An 18,874-nucleotide genomic window follows, 5' to 3' on the forward strand; every position below is an offset into this window, starting at 1 on the left:
CAATTGATCCGTCACACCGCACGCTTTGCGAACACATCCTTGAACATAGGCATTGCCGAGAATACATTCGGCCATCCCGCGTAGAAGGCCAATTGGGTCAATGCCTCGGACGCTTCTTCCTTTGTGAGCCCATTGTCCATCGCGCGGTTCAGGTGATACGGAATCTGCGCGACCTGACCGTTTGCAACCAGTGCGCTCACTGTCACGAGGCTCCTGTCTCGCGGCGCGAGTCCCGGACGCAGCCACAAATCGCGGAACAGTGCATCGGTCGTGTACTGAACGACACCGGGCGCGACTTCGCCGAAGTTCTCCTCGACCATCCGCGCGCGCTGCTGTTCCGAGCTTTCGTTTAAAGGCAGTAACGTCACGTCGGCATCAGGAATCTGATCCGGTCCAATGCCTCTTTCGTCGAAGATGCGCGTCGCCACGCTCGATGCAGCGGTTGCATTGCCCCACCCGGAATAGAACGCCAGATGCGCGATCATCTCCGAGATCTCGGCTGGTTTAACGCCATTGTCTAGCGCAAGCCCGAAGTAAAATGGCATGTCGGCAGTCTGCCCGCGCGAGATCATTACCGAAAGCGTGACGATGCTGCGGTCGCGCGGCGAGAGCAGCGGCCGCTTCCATAGACCGTCGAACACAGTGTTCGCGGTGTATCGCGCGAACGCTGGAGATACCGATTTCAAGTCCGCAACGGACGGTGCTTGTTGCATACTTCCACTCCCTTTAATAGGTGCGCAGGCGCAGACAAAGAGCGACGCGCTCAGTGCCGCGATTAACGCAGGCCGGCGGAGAACGAGGTTATGGCTGGCGGTGTTGCGCATCGCCGACCGATTGGAGGTACTGCTCGTCCGTCACCTTCTCGAGCCAATTGACGTTCTTGCCGTCGAGCGCTTCCTGAATTGCGATGTGAGTCATCGCGGTAGTCGATGTCGCGCCATGCCAGTGCTTGTGGCCGGGCGGGCACCAGATCACATCGCCGGCACGAATCTCCGCACGCGGCTCGCCCTCGCATTGCGTCCAGCCACAACCGGCCGTCACGAGCAGCGTCTGGCCAAGCGGATGCGTGTGCCACGCGGTCCGCGCGCCCGGCTCGAACGTGACGCTGGCGCACGACACGCGTGCAGGCGGCGGCGGAGCATTCAAAGGATCGATGCGGACAGTGCCGGTGAACCATTCGTCAGGGCCTTTAATAGAGGGCTGCGAGCCCGCGCGCTTCAATTCCATCGTGCTGCTTCTCCGTCGAGGTGGGTCGGTGCATTACATCAATGTAACGTCTCGCCATTCATGCGACTAGGTGGCAAACTTGGCATGGTCTTATGCAATGGTGCATGAATCGAGATGGAAGACTTCAACGAACTGGCCGCGTTCATGCGAGTCGCGCATGAGCGGAACTTCACGCGTGCAGCCGCGCAGCTAGGCATGTCGCAATCGGCTCTGAGTCGCATGGTGCGCGCGCTCGAAGCGCGAATGGGCGTGCCGTTGCTCACTCGCACGACGCGCAGTGTCGCGCCGACAGAGGCGGGCGAGCGGCTGCTTTCGTCAATCGGACCGCGCCTTAGGGACATCGAGGCAGAGCTTGAATCGCTGCGTGCAATGACGGACCGGCCCGCCGGAAGCGTTCGGATCACGACGACGGACTACGCGGCAAACGAATACGTCTGGCCGCGAGTACAAACGCTATTGCACCAATACCCGGAGATCAAAATCGAGCTCGTGTACGACTATGGGCTTTCCGATCTGGTCGCGGACGGGTACGACATTGGCGTGCGCCTCGGCGACCAGGTCGCGAAAGACATGATCGCGATGCGCATTGCGCCCGATATGACGATGTCGATAGTCGGATCGCCGGAATATCTCGCGTCGAGAATCGTGGCGAAAACACCGCAGGATCTGACTCGGCACAACTGCATCAATCTGCGGCTGCCGACCATGAACTCGTTGCTGGCCTGGGAGTTGAGTAAGGGGCGGCGCGAGCTACAGGTTCGCGTAGAGGGACAACTGACTTTCAATAACGTCTATCAGATGGTCGAGGCGGCGCTCGCCGGCTTCGGGCTTGCGTACGTGCCGAAGAAACTGGTGGAGCCGCATGTCGAGGCCGGGCGTCTCGCCTGGGTTCTCGAAGACTGGTTTCCGACATTTGTCGGCCACCATGTTTATTATCCGAGCCGCCATAAGTCGTCGAGGGCGGTTGAACTCGTCGTCGATGCACTGAAGGCCGGCTTTACGGGGCGAACTCGATAAGGACAGTGCTCAATCGCGCGGCGTGTTTGTCATTCGCGACGCTTGCCGCGAGAGCGTTCGTGTCCAAACGAAGTCCGCCAAACTGCTGTATCTTGCTCAATTGCGCTGAAGGATACCGGACAGCGAGGCAATGAAAAAACCCCTTTGTTCGCGAGGTTTCCTTGATTTCAACGAATCACGATGGAGCATGCGTCACCCATGTTGAGAGAAGATAATTTGCCGGCGAGCGAGGTCGCGCCCGACGACGACCGAGCGTCGTCGCCCTTGCGTTCATGGCTCGCCGTTGTGGCCGTTGCAATCGGCGCCTTTGCATTCGTGACGACGGAATTTTTGCCGGTCGGACTCTTGCCGCGCGTCGCCGCCGATCTCGGCGTGTCGCCTGGCACGGCCGGTTTGATGGTCACGGTGCCCGGCGTGATCGCCGCGATTTCTGCGCCTGGCCTGATGCTGGTCGCGGGCCGCATGGATCGGCGGCGCGTCTTCCTGTTGCTCACGGCTTTATTGCTGGCATCCAATCTGATTTCGGCGTTCGCGCCGAATTTCACTGTGATGCTGGTGGGTCGCGCGTTGCTCGGCGCCGCGCTCGGCGGCTTCTGGACGCTCGCCACTGCCGCGTCCGGGCGTCTCGTGCTGCCGAAAGACTCGGCGCGCGCGATGGCGACGATCCTCACCGGCGTCGCCTGTGCAACGGTGATCGGCGTGCCGCTCGGCACGTTCATCGCGAGTTTCGCGTCGTGGCGCGCGTCGTTCATGGCAACGGGCGGGCTCGTCGCGAGTGCGCTGATTGCGCAGTTCCTGTTCGTGCCGTCGCTGCCCTCGAACGCCGCATTGCGTTTGCACGATCTCGTTTCGCTGCTGCGCAGGCCGCATCCGCGCCGCAGCATGATGATGGTGGGCCTCGTGTTCGGCGCGCATTTTTCGTCGTACACGTACATCACGCCGTTCCTGCTGCGCAATGCGAACCTGACGATGCCGACCATTACCTGGCTCCTGCTCGGCTTCGGCATCATCGGCTTCTTTTCGAACTTCGCTGTTTCGTCGACGGTTACGCGCAGTCTGAAAATCTCCCTTGGTGCGATGATCTCGCTGCTCCTGTTCGCGCTTGTTCTGCTGCCCGTATTACAGCATTCGCCGCCCGGCGTCATTGCGCTCGTACTCGCGTGGGGCGTGGCGTTCGGCGCGCTGCCGCTATGCTTCAGCATCTGGATTCAGCGCGCGACGCCCGATTCTCCGGAAGCCGGCTCCGCGCTCTTCGTGAGCATCATTCAGGTGGCGATTGCGGTGGGTTCGCTCGTCGGCGGAATCGTGGTCGATCACGTGGGCATTGCGACGGACTTTCTGTTCGGCAGCGGCCTCGCGTTGCTCGGACTTGCGGCGCTCGCGAGCTTCGGTAGAAGCGGCGAGAGGAAGCCTGCGCCTGAAGCGGTGGCGTGCACCGAATGCAACTGCCGCGTGTAGCTTTTGGTCATTCAGAAGGCGCGGGTGTTGATTTCGACGCGCGCGCCCTCAATTCACGAAGCTGACTATTTATACGGCCGGATACGGTCGGCAAGTGCGAGTCGAAGTGCTCACAGTTGAACAGGACAGGTGGAAAAATCACGCGGATGAAAAAAGTCGACTCGACACACACTCCGGCGACGCGTGCGGAGTTGCTGTGCTTTCTCGTGGCGATCGCGGCGGCATCGTATGCGCTTAGCGCCGAGTGGCGCGTGGATCACGTCGTTCAGTGCTGCCGCCAATGGCTCGCAAAAAATAGAACGACCATGCATTGGCTCGAGCGTGTGCGCATCGGGCAACTCGCCTTGAAAATCGCAAGCCAGGACTTGATCGACGCGGGCGTGGCCGTGCGCCTGTCGAATGTACAGGCGCTCTTTACGAGCGAAATGGAACTGAACGAAGCGAGCACGATGGTTCAGCGCATGATGGCGCTGTGCCAGGAAGCGATCTGACCGGATTCATACTGTCTCTTCCTGCGGACTTCGCCAATGGTTCTTCGTAAATAAAACCTGTTCTCGAGAATCCGTTTAAGTGCCTGATTTGGTTGAGCTATTGGGTATAATCTTCAAGCGCGGATTGCAAATAGATCTGAGCCGACTGGACGATCCGGATCGCCCCTCTTTGAAAACAAAATCTGATCTGATGCCCGGAAAGCTGCGCGCACTCTGCGTCTAAAAGTGACCGCCAACCGGACTAGTTGCGTCGGGAACCTGATTGAGTTGGCCATGATTTGAGGGCGTGAGCGAACGCTCGTCGCACTAACGCCGTAAAGCCTTTGTCGACAGCTATCGCAGCTGCTTAATGCGCTCTTGGATAGCTAGGGCGGTTGGCACGTTCATCGCAGCAAGGGCAGCAGCTATCTCGATCAGCGCCTGCCGCGCCTGAACATGTTGCGACAGGGCCGACATGTCGGAACTCAGTGCCGCCGCCGCCAACGCCACCAATGCATCGCCAGTACTGTCGCGGTACCAGCGACTGGAAGGCTCGCCTTCCTTCAGCATGGCGGCGAGCAAGCGAAGCCCGTCAAGCCGAAGTGGGGCTCCGAACTTTGTCGTGAGGAAGCGGCAGAAACGGGTGACGCATTCTTCGTCGAGAGCCAGGTGTGCGGCGGCCCAGCTGTTGTAGAGATCCTCCATCCGCAAGGCCGCGCCCGGGTTCAGCCGGGACAGGGTGTCCTCGTTTCCGAAGCCAAGCAGGTCGCAAATCAAGCGTTCGCCGTAGAACCAGAGGCCAGATTGAGACCAATCGGCTGCGAGGCCATATTCCGCGGTAGCCCGCCAGACGCGCTCGAATGCCACCGGGTCGTCACCTTTCCCGAGGCGCAGGAACAAGCCGCGAATGAAGTGCTGCAGCGCATAGTGGGCAGCCGGTCCGTGGGCAAGAACCGGTTCCCAAACTGCGCGCTCTTCCCCTACGGGCGCCGCGATAGACAGCGCTCCCAGCTTCTGAAGGATGTCGTAGCCGAGGTTCTGGCTCGGCAAGTCGTACACGCCATACTTCTTGTCGCGAGCCTTCGCGCGCGTGGCGTCGTAATCCCAGATGCGCAGCGCCAAGCGCGTGTCGAGATCACGGTCGCCGGTGCCATCGTCTGCGATTAGCCAGTTAAACAGTAGCGCGAGGAAGTGATCGTCTAGCGAACCGCCTTGTTCGCGCTCCGGCTTTCCGCGCCAAGTCTCGTCGCCGGCATTGTAGAGCCGCGTGCGGCGCTGGAAGTCCAAACGTTCTCGGCCCGCGACGACACGCTTGAAATCGAGCTCATCTGGCGTCGCGCTCGGTCCACGGAGCGGAAAGCGCCGAAGCCGCGCGAGCCACACCCTCCAGGCGCGCTCCGCATCGTCGCCATCGCCGTGGTGCGGGGCGAGCAGGATCAGGCCCGACCATAAGAGCCCGGCGCGGAGCAGCCGCCACCATGCTGTGCCAAGCTGCTCTCGATTGGCGTAGGCGACGCCAACCACAACGGCGGCCGCTCGCGTGTCGCCGCTCGTCAGAAGGCGCAGGACGCCGGCCTCCCATTCCTGAACGCCATCTCGATCAGCGAGCCACAGGTGCATGACCGCGTAGGCGACGAACTTCAGCTGGTCGCGGAGGCTCTCCATGCGCCGCCGGCGAATATCTTCTCCTGTCGATGCGACCGACGCCACACCGGCGCGCACAACTTCGAGCGCGCGCTTCTGGACTTCGGGGTTCCGGGCGAGCCAAGCGCCGCCCAATGCGACGAGTGTGCCGGCTGAGGCAAAACGGCATTTCGATTTCGCGTCCTCATCTTGGGTGTCCGCGCCGGCGTCACACTCCTGGAGCAGACTAAAGAGGTATGAGGCCTCCTCGTCGGTGAGCGGCTGACCGCCTTGGAGCCTCTGCTCGCACCGGTCTGGCAGGAGAAGGTACTCGAGGGTTGGCGCGCTGTTGGTCTGCCACGACAACACTTCGAGGCGGAGTTTTTCAGGATACGCGATGACCTTGGTCTCCAAGCCCGTCGCCGGGTCGGTGACGGTCTGATAATTGGCCCGGTCGAGCGCGGCGAAGAGCAGCTTGAACTCCAACGCCTCCTTCGGGTCTTCAGGCAGGGCCCAGGTAGGCAGTAGCGCTTGAAGACGCCGGGCAACGTTGCCGTCGGCCAACAGGAGTTCGACAACGACATCGAGGAACTTCTGCTTGCGATGGGGCGCCAAGGTCCAATCACGCGCGAAGTCGAACATCGCTTGACCGCCCTGGAGCCAGCTCCAGCCGATGAAGTTGTAGCCTACCTGCGTCACGCGGTCACGGTCCCAATCGAACAGCTTCGGGAAAGTAATCAGGGCCGCGAGGGGGCCCGTCAGGAGCGACGGCCGATACTTGGCGACGTTGACGAGCACGCTGACGATCGCCGCGGAGTTTCCCTCGCTGAGTAGTCTCTCGATATCAAAGGTGATGTCCTCACCTGCGTCAAGCCGCAGTGTAAGCCATCGCTCCAACGCATCGAGTGCGCAGAACAGGTTTCCGTTGCGCATCGAGTTCTGCTGCGGCCAGCCGAATACCTGCCACCAGCCAAGGAACGTCTTTTCCGAGCCGTCCGGAAATTGCAGTATCACTCCAGGAGCTCCGCCGGTTCGCCCTTTCATGACCTCGGCGACCCAGCGCTCTGTGCAGAAGTTCACCAGCACGATAAGCGAGGAGAGCGCTGTTTCCGGGGCCAGTTGAAAGAAAGGAAAGAACGGGCTTTTCCAGAATGCGGTCGGGTACGCGTCTTGAGAGTATTCGAGGCCGAGATCCATTTCTAATGGCTCGGATCGGTACCTCCGTTCCGGCTGGTCCTCGATGATGAGCGCAAGCAGGACCTCGGCCGCCAGCCCAGGCTGCGCACGCATGAGATGCTGGATGCCGTTCTCCTTGAGACAGGCGGTCCGGAAATCCATGTCGACCTTGTCGTTGGCACCTAGCGACCAGGGCGGCAATCGCTCGAGGAACGACCCGAGGGAGCGCGGCATCTGCTTCCGTTCTTCGTGCCGCGCTTTGTATTCGGTACCCGTCTTTAGAAGCTCGGCGTGAGCCTTCGCCTTCTTTAACTGAACTTCAGCGATGCGCCGGTTAACGTCAGCGTCGACCGGTCGGCGTCCCGCGAGTTCGAGCGCCCAGGCCCCGACCTCGGTTGGTAGGTCTGCGGCGCCAGACAGTGGTGCGGTGTACAGCAACGGCTCACGCGTCAGGTACATCATGCCGTGGCCTTTCTCGACCTGCACGGTCCGAGCCATGGCGAGCGCCATCTCCACCATCTCGAGGCGGAACGGCGTCGGATTGCCGTTGCTCAGCGTGTGCGGCGTCCTCGTCAGCCAGGTCTCGATAACCTTAGCAACAGCAGGTGAAACCAGCCCAGCCATTCGTTCTCGCTGCGCGATAAGGAAGCGGAGAACGGGCGGCCAACGGCCCAAGACAACCGAGCGATACTGCGCTTCCATGTACAAGTCGACCGCCGTGTTCGGACGCATTCCGCCGCCGGTCGGCACGGTCGCGGTGTGGTGGAAGCGCATAAGCAGCCGCGTGAGGTGTTTAGCTCCGTCGCCGAGCAGGAGGTCGACGCGTTCGGTCAGGAAGCGTTCAGCGCCGGGGTCCAAGCAGAGCGCATCAAGGAGGATATCGCCTGCCAGCTCGTTCTTCGCGGCCTCCGCGGGCCCGAAGGCGACGTCCCAGGCCGTGCCAGTCTCCGCCGGCTGTCGTAGCAAGAACTGGCCAAGCATCCGGAGTGCGTTCGTCCACAGCGGATTGCTGGCTACGGCGGCCCACTGCGGCGTGTCAGTCCAGATCTGCTTCAAAAACTGGAAGCGCGCCCAATCCGCCGCGAGATCGTGCTCGAACTCAATGCGGTTGGTCCGCTCGTTCAGGCGCAGCGGGAGGTCATCGGGTCGCTGTGCGAACGTCGCCGTATCCGCCGGCTCCAAGTCGGTCAGCGCGAAGCTCCGCTCGAACGATGCTTCTCGCTGGGCAAGGCGCATCATCAATGCCTGCACGTCGGCGCGGTTCTTCGTCCAATACTTCCAAAGACGGTCGGCGATGGCGGTGTTAGACGCTAGTCCATCGGCGTTCGACGCCAGCGCCGCACCCGCCTTGGTAACCCACGCCAATGTCCGCAGGTTCGTCAGTGCCGCAATGGTGTCGTCGTGCGCGGCCAACCAGCTCAAGGTGGGCGAAACCAGAAGCGCCATCTTCACGGCATCGCTCTTGAGCGTTTCGACCTCGACGAGATGCACTTTCCGCCCGCCGAGTATCGTCTCTTCGCCTTCGACCCAACTCTGCGTCTGCGTGACGATGATGACCCGCCACGCGCCCTCAGTCTGTTCGCCGTCGCTCGGCAAGATAGCCTGAAGTAACTGGCGGATGACGGCGAACTCGCCGGCCTCGATGCGCTCTGCAGAGTCGATGACCAGCACATTCCGAGGCTTCACCGTAGCGTTCAGTACCAGCGAGAGCTCGTGCGTCAGAGGGAGGGCGCTGCGGCGCGCGGCGGTAAGCGCCGTCTTCAGTTCTTCCGGACCGACCCACACTTGGTTCCAGTATGGGTACGCGCTGTCCAACACAGACTTGACCAGCGCAGACTTGCCCGAGCCCGATTCCCCAAAGACCACGGTACTCAGCTGGTTGGCGACAGCAGCCTGGAGCGACGCCTTCTCCGCTGTCCGCGGGACGGCGTAGCCAGAAGATAACTCCGTCTCGATCCGAGCCTTGTAGTCCGCGGTGATGTTGAAGACCGTCTCCCAATCACGCTCGAAGTCCGGATGATGGCGGAGGCCAAATTGGTCCCGGAGCAAGGACAACAAACCCTGGACAGTAATGGTCCCGCTGCGAAGGCGCACCTCCTTGGCGACATTGACGAGGCTCTTCCAAAGAACTTGAGCTTCGTCGTCACGGCCAGACGCGAGCAAGCGACGGCATTGCGCGATGGCTTGGCTCTCGTTCTCGGAGTGAGCAAACTGCAAGTCGGTCGGCAGTACATGCAGGTGGCGAATGAGTTTGATGGTCTCCTCGTCTGACGCGCCGCCGGGCTTCTGGACGCTGTCGAAGACGCTCGACTGTTTCGTGTTGCTGTGGATGCGGCTCATAGCGAGCGCGGTATCCTTGCCACTGCACGCGTTCTTCACTTCGGTCCACGCCGGGGCGAACGCCTGGTGGGTGCCGAGCGTGACCAAGGCCAATCCGTCGCCCGCGCGGTTGAACGGCCCATGCGGGTCGCGCCACTGTTCCCAAGCGCGCGCCACGAAGTCAGCGGGGAGGCCGGCCGCGGTCACCTGCAAATTACCCTTAGCAGAGATCGCAAGCCGCCGCGGCGCGGGGCCTTCGGCTGTCAGCAGGAGGTCGTCGATGCGCCACCCCAAGGTCGAGACTTGGGCTTGGACCTGCGTGACCACGCCACCGATACCCGGTGCCTGCTCACCTGACAGGGCCTTCACCAACTGCCAGGCGCTTATCAGGTCCTCGAACTCGAACCCGGCGCCGCTCGTCGACCGTAGCGTTGCGGCGGCGCGGTTCGCGCTGCCGCCGCGGGGCGCCTTCGGCTGCGGTGTGTTCTTAGTTGTGGCCATTAGCTTTCGAATGCTTGTAGCTTTTAGTTATCGTCAGAACTGTCGGCCAGAAGCAGGGGCAGCCCTTCTCGCAGCATTATAAAGGGCTTGAACCGTGTTCTTCGGCATCCAGCTGGTTGGTGTCCTTGAGATCCCCGAGCGGATAGAGACATAGAAAATAGCAGAGGAGTACCTGTGCCCCCAGCGTTGGGCGCCATCGGAGTGTTGAGTCTGTGTCAAAACTCACCCGCACCCCTAGACCACCCATAGGAACGCATTCCTGTCTCTCATCCATCAATTTCTGGGGGACTACGCCCAACAAACCTGCTTTTCAACCTTTGCAACGCTTTTGCGCGCGCCTGTTTCGAATAAACTGACAGTACCTTCTTGTCAAGAGCACATTCTGCGATAGGATGTCAAATTCGCTTGGCAACTCGCGTATTCCGAGGATTGTAGGTATCCCTGCACCAATGGTGGCACCAAACATTGATAGAGAAATGTCGATACTTTCCTCAGTCTGCTTTTCAGCCGGCGTTCGCAGCGCAACGAGGCCCCGTCCGCTTCGCTAAAACTTAGCTCGGCGGCCTGGGCTTGAGTGGTGTCGTCTCCGGTGATGTAAATACCAATGTAGCCGGTCGATTTCCAGATTTTGATAGCTTCCAATACTGCGCGAAGAGCAGAGCCGTACTACTGAGCGCGCGGCCCGACGTCTAGGCAACTGGCCATAGGACGCGGCCGGGTCAGCCTAGTGCGGTCCTCGTATTAGGACGCGACAGGACTTTGTTTACATATGGGATGACGCCCTGCGACTCACGGGTACATCAAGCGGTGGCAAGGACCAGGCGTTTCAGATCGATGGTGCTGGAAATCGTGCTCAAATGACGTTGATGATGTTGGCGGACTACTGCGATACCACCTTTTCGATAAATCATGAAATCGTCTTTGAGCATCTTGGTGGCTTGGCGCGTTCTATTCCAGAGGAGACTCACACGCATTCCGAACGTTCGGGACCACCTCCGGAGCTAACGGAAGCCGATGACTCATTTGACATACCGTCCGCATTTCGAAGCCTGCTGCCGGAATGATTCTTGGCGATCTTGCTCCAGGGCATTAGTGTGTCCGAAGTACGCATCACGTCGAGGCTGGAGTGTGCGTGCGCGGTGGGAGTGATCACCCGTCGCGGGCAGAATTTGACTGAGCGTCTGCCGCGCGCCGGCACAGATGTCTGTGTTTCGGCGCGAGGCGGCCGTCACGTTCTCGAACTACCTGCAAGGATGGCCGGAGCCTCACATGCGGCGTAAGCGTCCGACCGCAGCCGTGCTTGACAGCGTGTTGATATCGAACAGTTGAACGTAGCGTGTTGAATTCAGGCGACGCCGAAGTGAAGCTGATCGGCAACGACCCATGGCAGAAGTTCGTCGACGCGATTGACGGGATGCTCGGCGATGCGAGCGATGACGTTGCGCAGGTAGGCCTCGGGATCAAGGCCATTCAGTTTGGCGGTGCCGACCAGAGTGTAGATTGCGGCGCCGCGTTCGCCTCCGCTGTCGGAGCCGAAGTGCAGGAAATTTTTTCGGCCGAGAGCGACGGCACGTAAAGTGCGTTCAGCGGCGTTGTTGTCGATTTCCACGCTGCCGTCATCGACGTACAGCGTGAGCGCCGCCCACTGATTCAGTGCGTAGTTGATGGCTTTGGCGGTATCGCCTTTCTGCGACACCGTACTCAATGTCGAACGCAGCCAGATCTCGAAGGCATCGAGTAGCGGGCGCGCCTGCTCCTGCCTGACACGTCGTCGCTCATCGGGAGGCTTGCCGCGAATCGCGGCCTCAATTGCATACAGTTCGCCGATCTGGCGCAACGCTTCAGTGTTGACCTCGTTCCTGCGTGCGACGAACAGATCGTGGAATTTGCGGCGCGCGTGCGCCATGCATGCAGCCTCGCGCACATCACCACCCTCGTAGATCGCGTTGTACCCCGCGAACGCATCGGCCTGCAATGTTCCCCTGAAGTCCTTCAGATGGGCTTGTGGATATTCACCACCCCTTGTGGGACTGTATGCGAACCAGACCGCCGGCGCGTCCTTCGAGCCGGCTGGCCGGTCATCCCGAACGTACGTCCAGAGACGTGCGGTACGGGTCTTGCCGTTCCCGGGTTCGAGCACAGGTACCGGCGTGTCATCTGCGTGGATCTTCGAGGCGGCCATCACGTACCGGCGAATGACCTCTACGAGTGGTCGGAGCAAAGCACTGCACTGGCCGACCCAGTCCGCGAGGGTCGAACGGCTGAGCTCCACGCCATCACGCGCGTAAATCACTGACTGCCGATACAGGGGAAGGTGGTCGCAGAATTTGCTGACCAGAACGTGTGCGAGTAATCCGGGGCCCGGCATGCCGCGATCGATTGGCCGGCTGGGCGCAGCCGCCTGCACAATGCAGTCGCAACAGGTACAGGCTTTCTTGAGCCGCCGATGACGGATCACTCGCCAATGCCCCGGCACGTAGTCGAGTTGCTCGGCTACGTCTTCACCGAGATCGCCAAGTGCGCCGCCGCACCGTGGGCAGCACGCATCATCGGGCTGGTGAACAACGTCTTCGCGCGGCAGGTGCTCCGGCAGTGGTTTGCGTCCAGTCGGCTTGCCGGCTTCAGGATGAGGCCGCTTCGGTGCATCGACAGTCGCCGCGCCATCGTCGGCCTGCAGATCTTCGAGACGCAATTCCAGCTGTTCGATCTGGCGATCAATCTTCTCCGACTTGCGCCCGAACTGCATGCGCTGGAGCTTCGCGATCCACAACTTCAGGTGCTCAATCTCCAGCGCCCGGTCCGAGAGCGTCTTCTGCAGCGTCGTCACGGTGTTGCGCAGATTCGCGAGGTCACCTTCGCGCTCGCGTAACGCCGCCTCACGCGCGAGCACGAGAGCCTTCAAGGCCTCGATGTCGTCCGGGAGGGAAGCATTGCTGGATGCCATGCAGGCAGTTTACGCGCGTGCATTGCGCTACGCGCGCGTTGTCACATACGTTTACAAAGCGCTGCAGGGTCGGGCTGCATCGACAGGCTGCCGCCAGTCAAACCCTTCGAGCAGCAGGCCGAGTTGCGCGCTAGTCAGTGAAACAACACCGCCGTCAGCACGAGGCCAGGCAAAGCGCCCACGCTCCAGTCGTTTGTAACATACCTCGAAATACAGGCTCTGGGGCTGCGACAGAACATCTTGTCCGCATCATCCACCCGTTCCACCCGTTCAGCGGACAGCAACTTCTCTGTGTCGGTGAGCGCTATAACCGGTCCGGCCGACGTCTGCTGCTGCGCATCGACGACAAGAGGTATTGCTCCGTTCCTCCGAAGTGGACCGATTTGAGCGAACCTGATCCCGAGATCTCCATGGGACGAGCGCGCGCTTTGTTGACGGTCAACGACTTGATGGAGCTTGCGCTACTCGTGAGACGTCTTTCGTACAGGCGTGCCGGGAGCGGTACTTGGCCGTAAAGGGATTTTTGCCGCACATGTAAGATAATTAACGCCGCTGAAATCAACGCTATGTCTTCTACGTTGGAAATGATGCAGCATAAATAGGCTTATAAGCGTGACGCCTTAGAACTTGACAAAGCATATTTCGCGGCATAATTTAATTACATCGGATTGCAACTATTTGGAGTGAATGTGCCGCCCAGTGAACGCAAGCGCTCGAAGACGGATGTCCTCGCGGAGGACGGTACGCTGAATCCAACGCCGTCGAACGTTCTCGATGCCAAGTTCCACGAGGGTGGATTCTTCGATCCCCATGACGCCGTGCAGGTCAAATATGAGATGTTGCGTCGCGTCTCTGTTGAGAAGGCCTCCATAACGCAGATCTCCGATGAATATGGTGTTTCGCGGCCAACCTTCTATCAGGCGCGAACGGACTTCGAGCAAGGAGGAATTGCAGGGCTGGTTCCGAGGAAACGAGGGCCGCATGGTCCGCACAAGATCCAGGGCGAGGTGTTGGCGTTCCTCAAGTTACAACACACGCCCGGAGAACCACTTCGGGCGCGCGAACTGGCAAAGCTAGTTCGCAAAGAATTTGGTCTGGATGTACATCCGAGAACGATCGAGCGAGCGTTCGGTGTAAAAAAAACGGTGGAATAGCGGGATGCTGTGCCTGGCCGTCGACCGTGTCGGCGCCGATTGCCGCGCAATACGAGGTGATGCGTTCCGCTGCTCTTGGTCAGGTCTTGCCTATAGAAGCCCGGCGCGGACTCAGCGTCTTCCTTACGCGAGGGATGTGGGCGTGGGCACGCATGATGGTTCCGGGGCGTGCGCCGCCCGAACCAAATGTTACTCGGTCATCGTCGAACGCTCAGCCCATCGAGCGTCAAGGCTTTATCTACGTACTTGCAGGCATGGCTGTGACGGTCAATGAGCGGAGAACACCATGAACGCGTCCCTTAAAGTTCAGCCTCACCACCTCGAACGGAGCGCTTACCTCTACGTCCGGCAGTCGTCGATGCGGCAAGTTCTCGAGAACGTCGAGAGCACAAAGCGACAATATGCCCTGCGTGGACGTGCGACGGCGCTCGGCTGGCGTGACGAACAGATCGTCACTATCGATAGCGACCAAGGGGAGTCTGGAGCATCGGCATCCTGGCGGGAGGGGTTTCAACGATTGGTCACTGACGTGGGCATGGGCCGCGCAGGCATCGTCATGGGCCTGGAGGTGTCGCGCCTGGCCCGAAACAATGCTGACTGGCATCGACTTCTGGAAATCTGCGCGCTCGCTGATACGCTGATTCTCGACGAAGACGGGATATACGATCCAGCAAGCTTCAATGACCGGCTCCTGCTTGGGCTCAAAGGAACAATGAGTGAAGCGGAGCTTCATGTTCTCAAAGCGCGCCTACGAGGCGGCATTCTAAACAAGGTGAATCGAGGCGAGTATCGGTGCGTGCTACCGACCGGCTTCGTATATGACGACCTTGGCAACGTAGTGCTTGACCCAGATTCCCAAGTCCGAGAGACCATCACATACTTCTTTGAGACGTTCTTGCGAGTCGGCTCTGCCAGCCAGACAGTCAAGGTCTTCAAAAAGGAGGGCCTCCTGTTTCCATCCCGTATGCGCAACGCGAAGTTCCTGGTCTTCCAGCACCTCACCGCGTCGACGGCACTTCGCATGTTGAACAATCCGCGCTACGCAGGCGCTTACGCCTACGGCCGGAGGCACTATCGCAAACTCGCAGACGGGCGGAAAGTGCCAAGAAAGCGTGATCGCAATGACTGGCTTGCTTGCATTCCGGACGCCCATCCCGGATACATTACCTGGGAGCGGTATGAGCAGAACCTTGCTGTTCTGGAGACGAATGGTCGCGGGTATAAAGTCGCGCGGTCGTCGCCGCCTCGCGAGGGAGCTGCTCTTCTGCAGGGCCGCGCCGTTTGCGGACGTTGTGGCCGATATCTCCGGCTCCGATACGCTACGCGACGCGGACGACAGGAAGCCTGGTATGTCTGCGACCGAGCACAAGGCGCTCGTGGCGAACCTACCTGTCAGTCAATTGCCGGAGCGCCGATTGATGAAGCAGTTGGCGCATTGATCGTCGCGTCGATGACTCCGGCTGCCGTTGAGTTGGCATGGGAGATACGCAGGGAAATCGAAGCGCGTCACGATGAAGCCGATCGATTACGCCTGCGCGCTATCGAACGCGCCCGGTTCGATGCAGATCTTGCGCAACGACGCTTCATGCTGGTCGACCCAAGCAACCGACTGGTCGCCGACACACTGGAGCAAGAATGGAACGACAAGCTGCGCATATTGGCCGACGCGAGAGAACAAAGGGAGCGTAGCCAGCAGCAGGAGCGTCTTATACTCGACGATGCGATCCGCGACCGGCTCATCGCAATGACAGCGGACTTCAAAACACTGTGGCGTGACTCATCGTTGGCGAATCGAGAGCGAAAGCGGCTGCTAGCCTACATCGTCGAGGACATCACACTGGTCAAACTTCCAGACGAAGGGACAACAAAGATTCACGTTCGCTTCAAGGCCGGCAAGAGTGAAACGCTCACGGCACAGAATCCAAAAACATCTGCACAACAGGTCAAAACTCAGCCAGAGGTCCTCGAGCTCATCGACAAGCTTCTCGATGACCATACATGCTCTCAGATTGCGCAGCTCCTTAATGATCGGGGCATCCGTCCCGGCGGTTGTGTCCGTCCAGGTAAGAGCAACATTCGGTTCGACGCTCTGCGCGTCTCATACATCGCACAGCGAAACGGACTTCGATCCCGCCGCGAAAGACTGCGCGACCGCGGCATGCTCACAAAACTGGAGGCTGCGGCTCGACTCGGCATCCACGAAGCAACCCTCACCAGGTGGGTCGAATACGGCCTTGTCAAACGACACGCCTATAACGATTATGCGTTCCTCTATGAAGTCCCGGATTCTCACCCGCCTGTGAAGCACAGCAGCAGATGGGATCGACTCACTGACCGCGCGACAGTGGCGCGAGCGAGCGCAGCATCCAAAACCCTCTGATCCAAGAAAAGGAGTTGTAGTATGAATCCAGTTAGTTGGCGAACAGGCATAGCCCACCGTCGCGCCAGTACAGGCATTTGATGAGGTCGCCACGTTTGCCCCTGAACACGAAGATGTGTCCGCAGAACGGATCCTTCGCCAGCACGGTCTGCACCTTCGCGGCCAGGCCGTCGACGCCGCAGCGCATATCCGTAAATCCGGCGGCGACCCAGATTCTCGTGTTTGCCAGCGGACCGATCATCGGCTCAGGCACTGGATCACCACGCGCAGCGTATTGGGATCGACGCTTCCTTCAACGTGTACCTCACCTCGTGGCAACTGGATCCGGATCGTGCCGGGTGCCGGTGCGGCAGGCGTAGATGCAGCCGGTTCGGCCACACCCCCGTCGCTGGCCTCATTTACCGTGACAGGCAGCAAGGCACATCCGCGCTCGTCGGCGCCGAGCCGTCCATCCAGATACTGCTTACGCCAGTCGAACACCTGATTCGCGTTCACTTCGTGACTGCGTGCAATCTCCGCCACCGAACGTCCACTGGATAACGTCTCCTCGACGATCTGGCGCTTCTCGTCCGCTGTACGCCGCCGATACTTGCGTGCGCCTTTGACTTCGGTGAATTCGGTCACTGTGTCCATGATTTCCTTTATGGGCACAGTGACATATGTGCCCCAGGGAAGCATGGCGACGCCTTCATCAGGTGTCTATACGGTCACGGTCGGACGGTTACCATGCGGCTGCCTGGCATGGCGTTCATGTAGCGTACAGAGGTGTGGTGCGCTAGTGGGCCAGTGGGCCCGCCACCCTATCGGTTTGCCGCACCGGAGTGCGAAAGGCATCTGTGGAGGCGTGTTCACGCAGCGCCGGAAATCGCTGAGCCCTTCCGACGTGAATTGCTCGGATGTTTTCGACGTGATCGCACGTCCTATTGGCCGCGAAAGAGGCGAGAGGCTGCAGCGGGATTACTTGAGACTGTCAATATTGCCCGTTTGAATCTGGTTGGGCTGTAGCGAGTCTACTGCCGGCAAAGGGATCTTGACTCCGATCGATCCGATGCCGTTCCCCGCGAGCATTCTCTGACAGTTGATTGATGGCGAAATGTTCGAATGATTGACCTGCACTGACAGCCTGCTGAAGCCATTGGGGCAATTCGCCTTCGCCGGTCCAGGTATCGCCTGTAGCGCTTCGGTATCGAGCAGATTTTCGTCCAACCTGGTCTTCAGCAATTGCTGTTGCAATATCGCTTATTCAATATCAACTTCCGCCATGCGGCGCCGCAAAAAGGCGCTTACGCTGTCACGCTTTCTTTCGTCCATTTTATTTCCTTTTTGCCGACAAAAAATTCACTGGCGTCCGTCGGACTTCGCAACCCCCTTGCCACCAGATTACCATGCACGGTGGCGCTGGTTTTGCGAATCGTAGCCAAATGGCGTTATCCCTTCATTGTGTGGCATAGTGCGGCAATCGCTACGATAGAGAGGGAAGAAAAAGCATGGCGACACTCGAAAACCTGCAGGCAAAAATCGCGAAACTGCAGGCACAGGCCGAAGCGATTGTCAAAAAGGACGCAACTGCGGTCATTGAAAAGATTCGCGGCATCATGGAGAAGCACGGCCTTACGACCGCAGACATTGATGCGCACAGTGGCGGCAGAAAACGTGGTCCCAAACCTGGTGCCAAGGTTGCATCGGCAAAGCAGGCCCCGACAGCACGATATCAAGACCCGAAATCGGGCGCCACGTGGAGTGGTTACGGTCGGGCACCGTCATGGATCGCGGGCGCGAAAGACCGCAACAAATTTTTGATTAATGGCACCCCCGCTGCGCCGACGACTATCGGCAAATCAAAAGCGAAGGCGGGCAACTATGTCCGGGGTCCGCAGCCGGCTCTATACGCTGACCCCAAGACGGGCGCAACCTGGAGCGGACGTGGACGGGCTCCGGCGTGGATTGCTGATGCGAAAGATCGAAGCAGGTTTCTGATTGCAGGGCCGACTGAAGGCGAGACCGAGCCGAAGGCTGCTATTCCGACAAAGGCTGCGACACCGGCTAAAAAGACGGCAGCGAAGAAAGCGCCGGCGAAAAAGATTGCAGCCAGCAAACCGGTTGCAAAGAAAATTGCCGTAAAAAAACATTCTGCTAATGCGACTGCGGCTACGCCGGCTGCTGAACCGGCTTCGACAGCCACTGGTGCAGTGGGGGCTTGAACGGCTTCGGCTTCAGCGGTCAACAAACTGCTCGCTGTGACCAGCAGCGAGCAGTTCGGTCGAGGAAAGGTACCAAGCGACAACGATCTTGAGATATTCAGGGACAACGGCGTCTGCGACCGCAAATAATCGGAACCACAGCCTCCTCTATGGGGCGTTTGGTGCCAGAGCCAGGAGAATGGCTGGCGTAGGGATGGGGTTCGTGCGCTGCGCGATTGCGCGTCCCGTTAGACCCATGCTGCATTACAGCAGACCCATGTGTTCCCGTGTTCGTCCCTTCGCTACGCCCATTGAGTCACTTGACGAAAAAAATCCCGCCAAGCGGCGGGACAAATCCTCAGGAGATGGTTAAGCACTGGCCAGGAAGACCGTTGAGCTTGACCTCCAGATGAATCGAGGCCTCG

15 protein-coding genes are annotated in these 18,874 nt (G+C 59.8%); 7 read left to right on the plus strand and 8 right to left on the minus strand.

What is annotated here, in order from left to right:
- Positions 1-11: 11 nt before the first annotated feature.
- The gene (locus tag ABIE53_RS27165; RefSeq protein ID WP_192699195.1) at positions 12-824 is read right to left on the minus strand and encodes a carboxymuconolactone decarboxylase family protein; all 813 of its coding nucleotides are present in this window, start codon (positions 822-824) and stop codon (positions 12-14) included.
- The gene (locus ABIE53_RS27170; protein ID WP_192699194.1) at positions 802-1,227 is read right to left on the minus strand and encodes a (R)-mandelonitrile lyase; all 426 of its coding nucleotides are present in this window, start codon (positions 1,225-1,227) and stop codon (positions 802-804) included. Before ABIE53_RS27170 ends, ABIE53_RS27165 begins: the two co-directional genes overlap by 23 nt.
- Before the next feature lie 114 nt (positions 1,228-1,341).
- On the opposite strand from ABIE53_RS27170, the gene ABIE53_RS27175 reads away from it, so the two are divergent.
- The 3 genes from ABIE53_RS27175 to ABIE53_RS27185 all read left to right on the plus strand — a co-directional run bounded on the left by ABIE53_RS27175 (position 1,342) and on the right by ABIE53_RS27185 (position 4,193).
- Positions 1,342-2,244 carry a LysR family transcriptional regulator gene (locus ABIE53_RS27175; RefSeq protein WP_053859282.1) on the plus strand — a complete coding sequence of 301 codons (903 nt, stop codon included), beginning with the start codon at positions 1,342-1,344 and terminating at the stop codon, positions 2,242-2,244.
- Positions 2,245-2,442: 198 nt separating this feature from the next.
- Positions 2,443-3,702, plus strand: coding sequence for an MFS transporter (locus ABIE53_RS27180; RefSeq protein ID WP_192699193.1), 1,260 nt, complete (start codon positions 2,443-2,445; stop codon positions 3,700-3,702).
- Positions 3,703-3,848: 146 nt separating this feature from the next.
- A complete protein-coding gene (locus ABIE53_RS27185; RefSeq protein WP_006046681.1) occupies positions 3,849-4,193 on the plus strand; it encodes a hypothetical protein in 345 nt (114 codons plus the stop codon).
- 333 nt (positions 4,194-4,526) lie between these two features.
- Here the strand turns inward: ABIE53_RS27185 and ABIE53_RS27190 are convergent, their stop codons facing one another.
- From ABIE53_RS27190 to tnpB (ABIE53_RS27200), 3 genes are all read right to left on the minus strand, one after another.
- Positions 4,527-9,791 (minus strand): hypothetical protein, encoded by a 5,265-nt coding sequence (locus ABIE53_RS27190; protein ID WP_192699477.1) that lies wholly within the window; start codon positions 9,789-9,791, stop codon positions 4,527-4,529.
- Positions 9,792-11,136: 1,345 nt separating this feature from the next.
- Positions 11,137-12,735 (minus strand): IS66 family transposase, encoded by a 1,599-nt coding sequence (gene tnpC / locus ABIE53_RS27195; protein WP_171800719.1) that lies wholly within the window; start codon positions 12,733-12,735, stop codon positions 11,137-11,139.
- A gap of 51 nt (positions 12,736-12,786) precedes the next feature.
- The gene (tnpB, locus tag ABIE53_RS27200; RefSeq protein WP_376916738.1) at positions 12,787-12,951 is read right to left on the minus strand and encodes an IS66 family insertion sequence element accessory protein TnpB; all 165 of its coding nucleotides are present in this window, start codon (positions 12,949-12,951) and stop codon (positions 12,787-12,789) included.
- On the opposite strand from tnpB (ABIE53_RS27200), the gene ABIE53_RS27205 reads away from it, so the two are divergent.
- The 3 genes from ABIE53_RS27205 to ABIE53_RS27215 all read left to right on the plus strand — a co-directional run bounded on the left by ABIE53_RS27205 (position 12,873) and on the right by ABIE53_RS27215 (position 16,269).
- Positions 12,873-13,250 carry a DUF5372 family protein gene (locus ABIE53_RS27205; RefSeq protein ID WP_376916384.1) on the plus strand — a complete coding sequence of 126 codons (378 nt, stop codon included), beginning with the start codon at positions 12,873-12,875 and terminating at the stop codon, positions 13,248-13,250. The genes tnpB (ABIE53_RS27200) and ABIE53_RS27205 overlap by 79 nt on opposite strands.
- Before the next feature lie 174 nt (positions 13,251-13,424).
- The gene (locus tag ABIE53_RS27210; protein ID WP_120296684.1) at positions 13,425-13,889 is read left to right on the plus strand and encodes a helix-turn-helix domain-containing protein; all 465 of its coding nucleotides are present in this window, start codon (positions 13,425-13,427) and stop codon (positions 13,887-13,889) included.
- Between the two features lie 286 nt (positions 13,890-14,175).
- The gene (locus ABIE53_RS27215) at positions 14,176-16,269 is read left to right on the plus strand and encodes a recombinase family protein (RefSeq protein ID WP_192699192.1); all 2,094 of its coding nucleotides are present in this window, start codon (positions 14,176-14,178) and stop codon (positions 16,267-16,269) included.
- Positions 16,270-16,300: 31 nt separating this feature from the next.
- On the opposite strand, the gene tnpB (ABIE53_RS27220) is transcribed toward ABIE53_RS27215, so the two are convergent.
- The 3 genes from tnpB (ABIE53_RS27220) to ABIE53_RS32020 all read right to left on the minus strand — a co-directional run bounded on the left by tnpB (ABIE53_RS27220) (position 16,301) and on the right by ABIE53_RS32020 (position 17,413).
- Complete coding sequence (tnpB, locus tag ABIE53_RS27220) at positions 16,301-16,510, minus strand: IS66 family insertion sequence element accessory protein TnpB (protein ID WP_192699191.1); 210 nt, start codon at positions 16,508-16,510, stop codon at positions 16,301-16,303.
- Positions 16,507-16,902: an IS66-like element accessory protein TnpA gene (gene tnpA / locus ABIE53_RS27225; RefSeq protein WP_171800717.1), complete on the minus strand. Its 396-nt coding sequence runs from the start codon at positions 16,900-16,902 to the stop codon at positions 16,507-16,509. The genes tnpB (ABIE53_RS27220) and tnpA overlap by 4 nt, the downstream gene beginning before the upstream one ends.
- A 337-nt stretch (positions 16,903-17,239) precedes the next feature.
- A complete protein-coding gene (locus tag ABIE53_RS32020; protein ID WP_374710233.1) occupies positions 17,240-17,413 on the minus strand; it encodes a hypothetical protein in 174 nt (57 codons plus the stop codon).
- Between the two features lie 343 nt (positions 17,414-17,756).
- Between ABIE53_RS32020 and ABIE53_RS27235 the strand changes: the two genes are divergently transcribed.
- Positions 17,757-18,470, plus strand: coding sequence for an H-NS family nucleoid-associated regulatory protein (locus ABIE53_RS27235; RefSeq protein ID WP_192699190.1), 714 nt, complete (start codon positions 17,757-17,759; stop codon positions 18,468-18,470).
- The last annotated feature ends 404 nt before the right edge of the window (positions 18,471-18,874 follow it).

The sequence above is a fragment of the Paraburkholderia sp. OAS925 genome (assembly GCF_040543975.1).
GTDB lineage: Bacteria > Pseudomonadota > Gammaproteobacteria > Burkholderiales > Burkholderiaceae > Paraburkholderia > Paraburkholderia graminis.

Coding starts and splice junctions, on each gene's coding strand:
- ABIE53_RS27175 (WP_053859282.1), top strand. CDS start 1,342: ATGGAAGACTTCAACGAACTGGCCGCGTTCATGCGAGTCGCGCATGAG.
- ABIE53_RS27215 (WP_192699192.1), top strand. CDS start 14,176: ATGAACGCGTCCCTTAAAGTTCAGCCTCACCACCTCGAACGGAGCGCT.
- tnpC (WP_171800719.1), bottom strand. CDS start 12,735: ATGGCATCCAGCAATGCTTCCCTCCCGGACGACATCGAGGCCTTGAAG.
- tnpA (WP_171800717.1), bottom strand. CDS start 16,902: ATGGACACAGTGACCGAATTCACCGAAGTCAAAGGCGCACGCAAGTAT.
- ABIE53_RS27185 (WP_006046681.1), top strand. CDS start 3,849: ATGAAAAAAGTCGACTCGACACACACTCCGGCGACGCGTGCGGAGTTG.
- ABIE53_RS27170 (WP_192699194.1), bottom strand. CDS start 1,227: ATGGAATTGAAGCGCGCGGGCTCGCAGCCCTCTATTAAAGGCCCTGAC.
- ABIE53_RS27190 (WP_192699477.1), bottom strand. CDS start 9,791: ATGGCCACAACTAAGAACACACCGCAGCCGAAGGCGCCCCGCGGCGGC.
- tnpB (WP_192699191.1), bottom strand. CDS start 16,510: ATGATCGGTCCGCTGGCAAACACGAGAATCTGGGTCGCCGCCGGATTT.
- ABIE53_RS27180 (WP_192699193.1), top strand. CDS start 2,443: ATGTTGAGAGAAGATAATTTGCCGGCGAGCGAGGTCGCGCCCGACGAC.
- ABIE53_RS27165 (WP_192699195.1), bottom strand. CDS start 824: ATGCGCAACACCGCCAGCCATAACCTCGTTCTCCGCCGGCCTGCGTTA.
- ABIE53_RS27235 (WP_192699190.1), top strand. CDS start 17,757: ATGGCGACACTCGAAAACCTGCAGGCAAAAATCGCGAAACTGCAGGCA.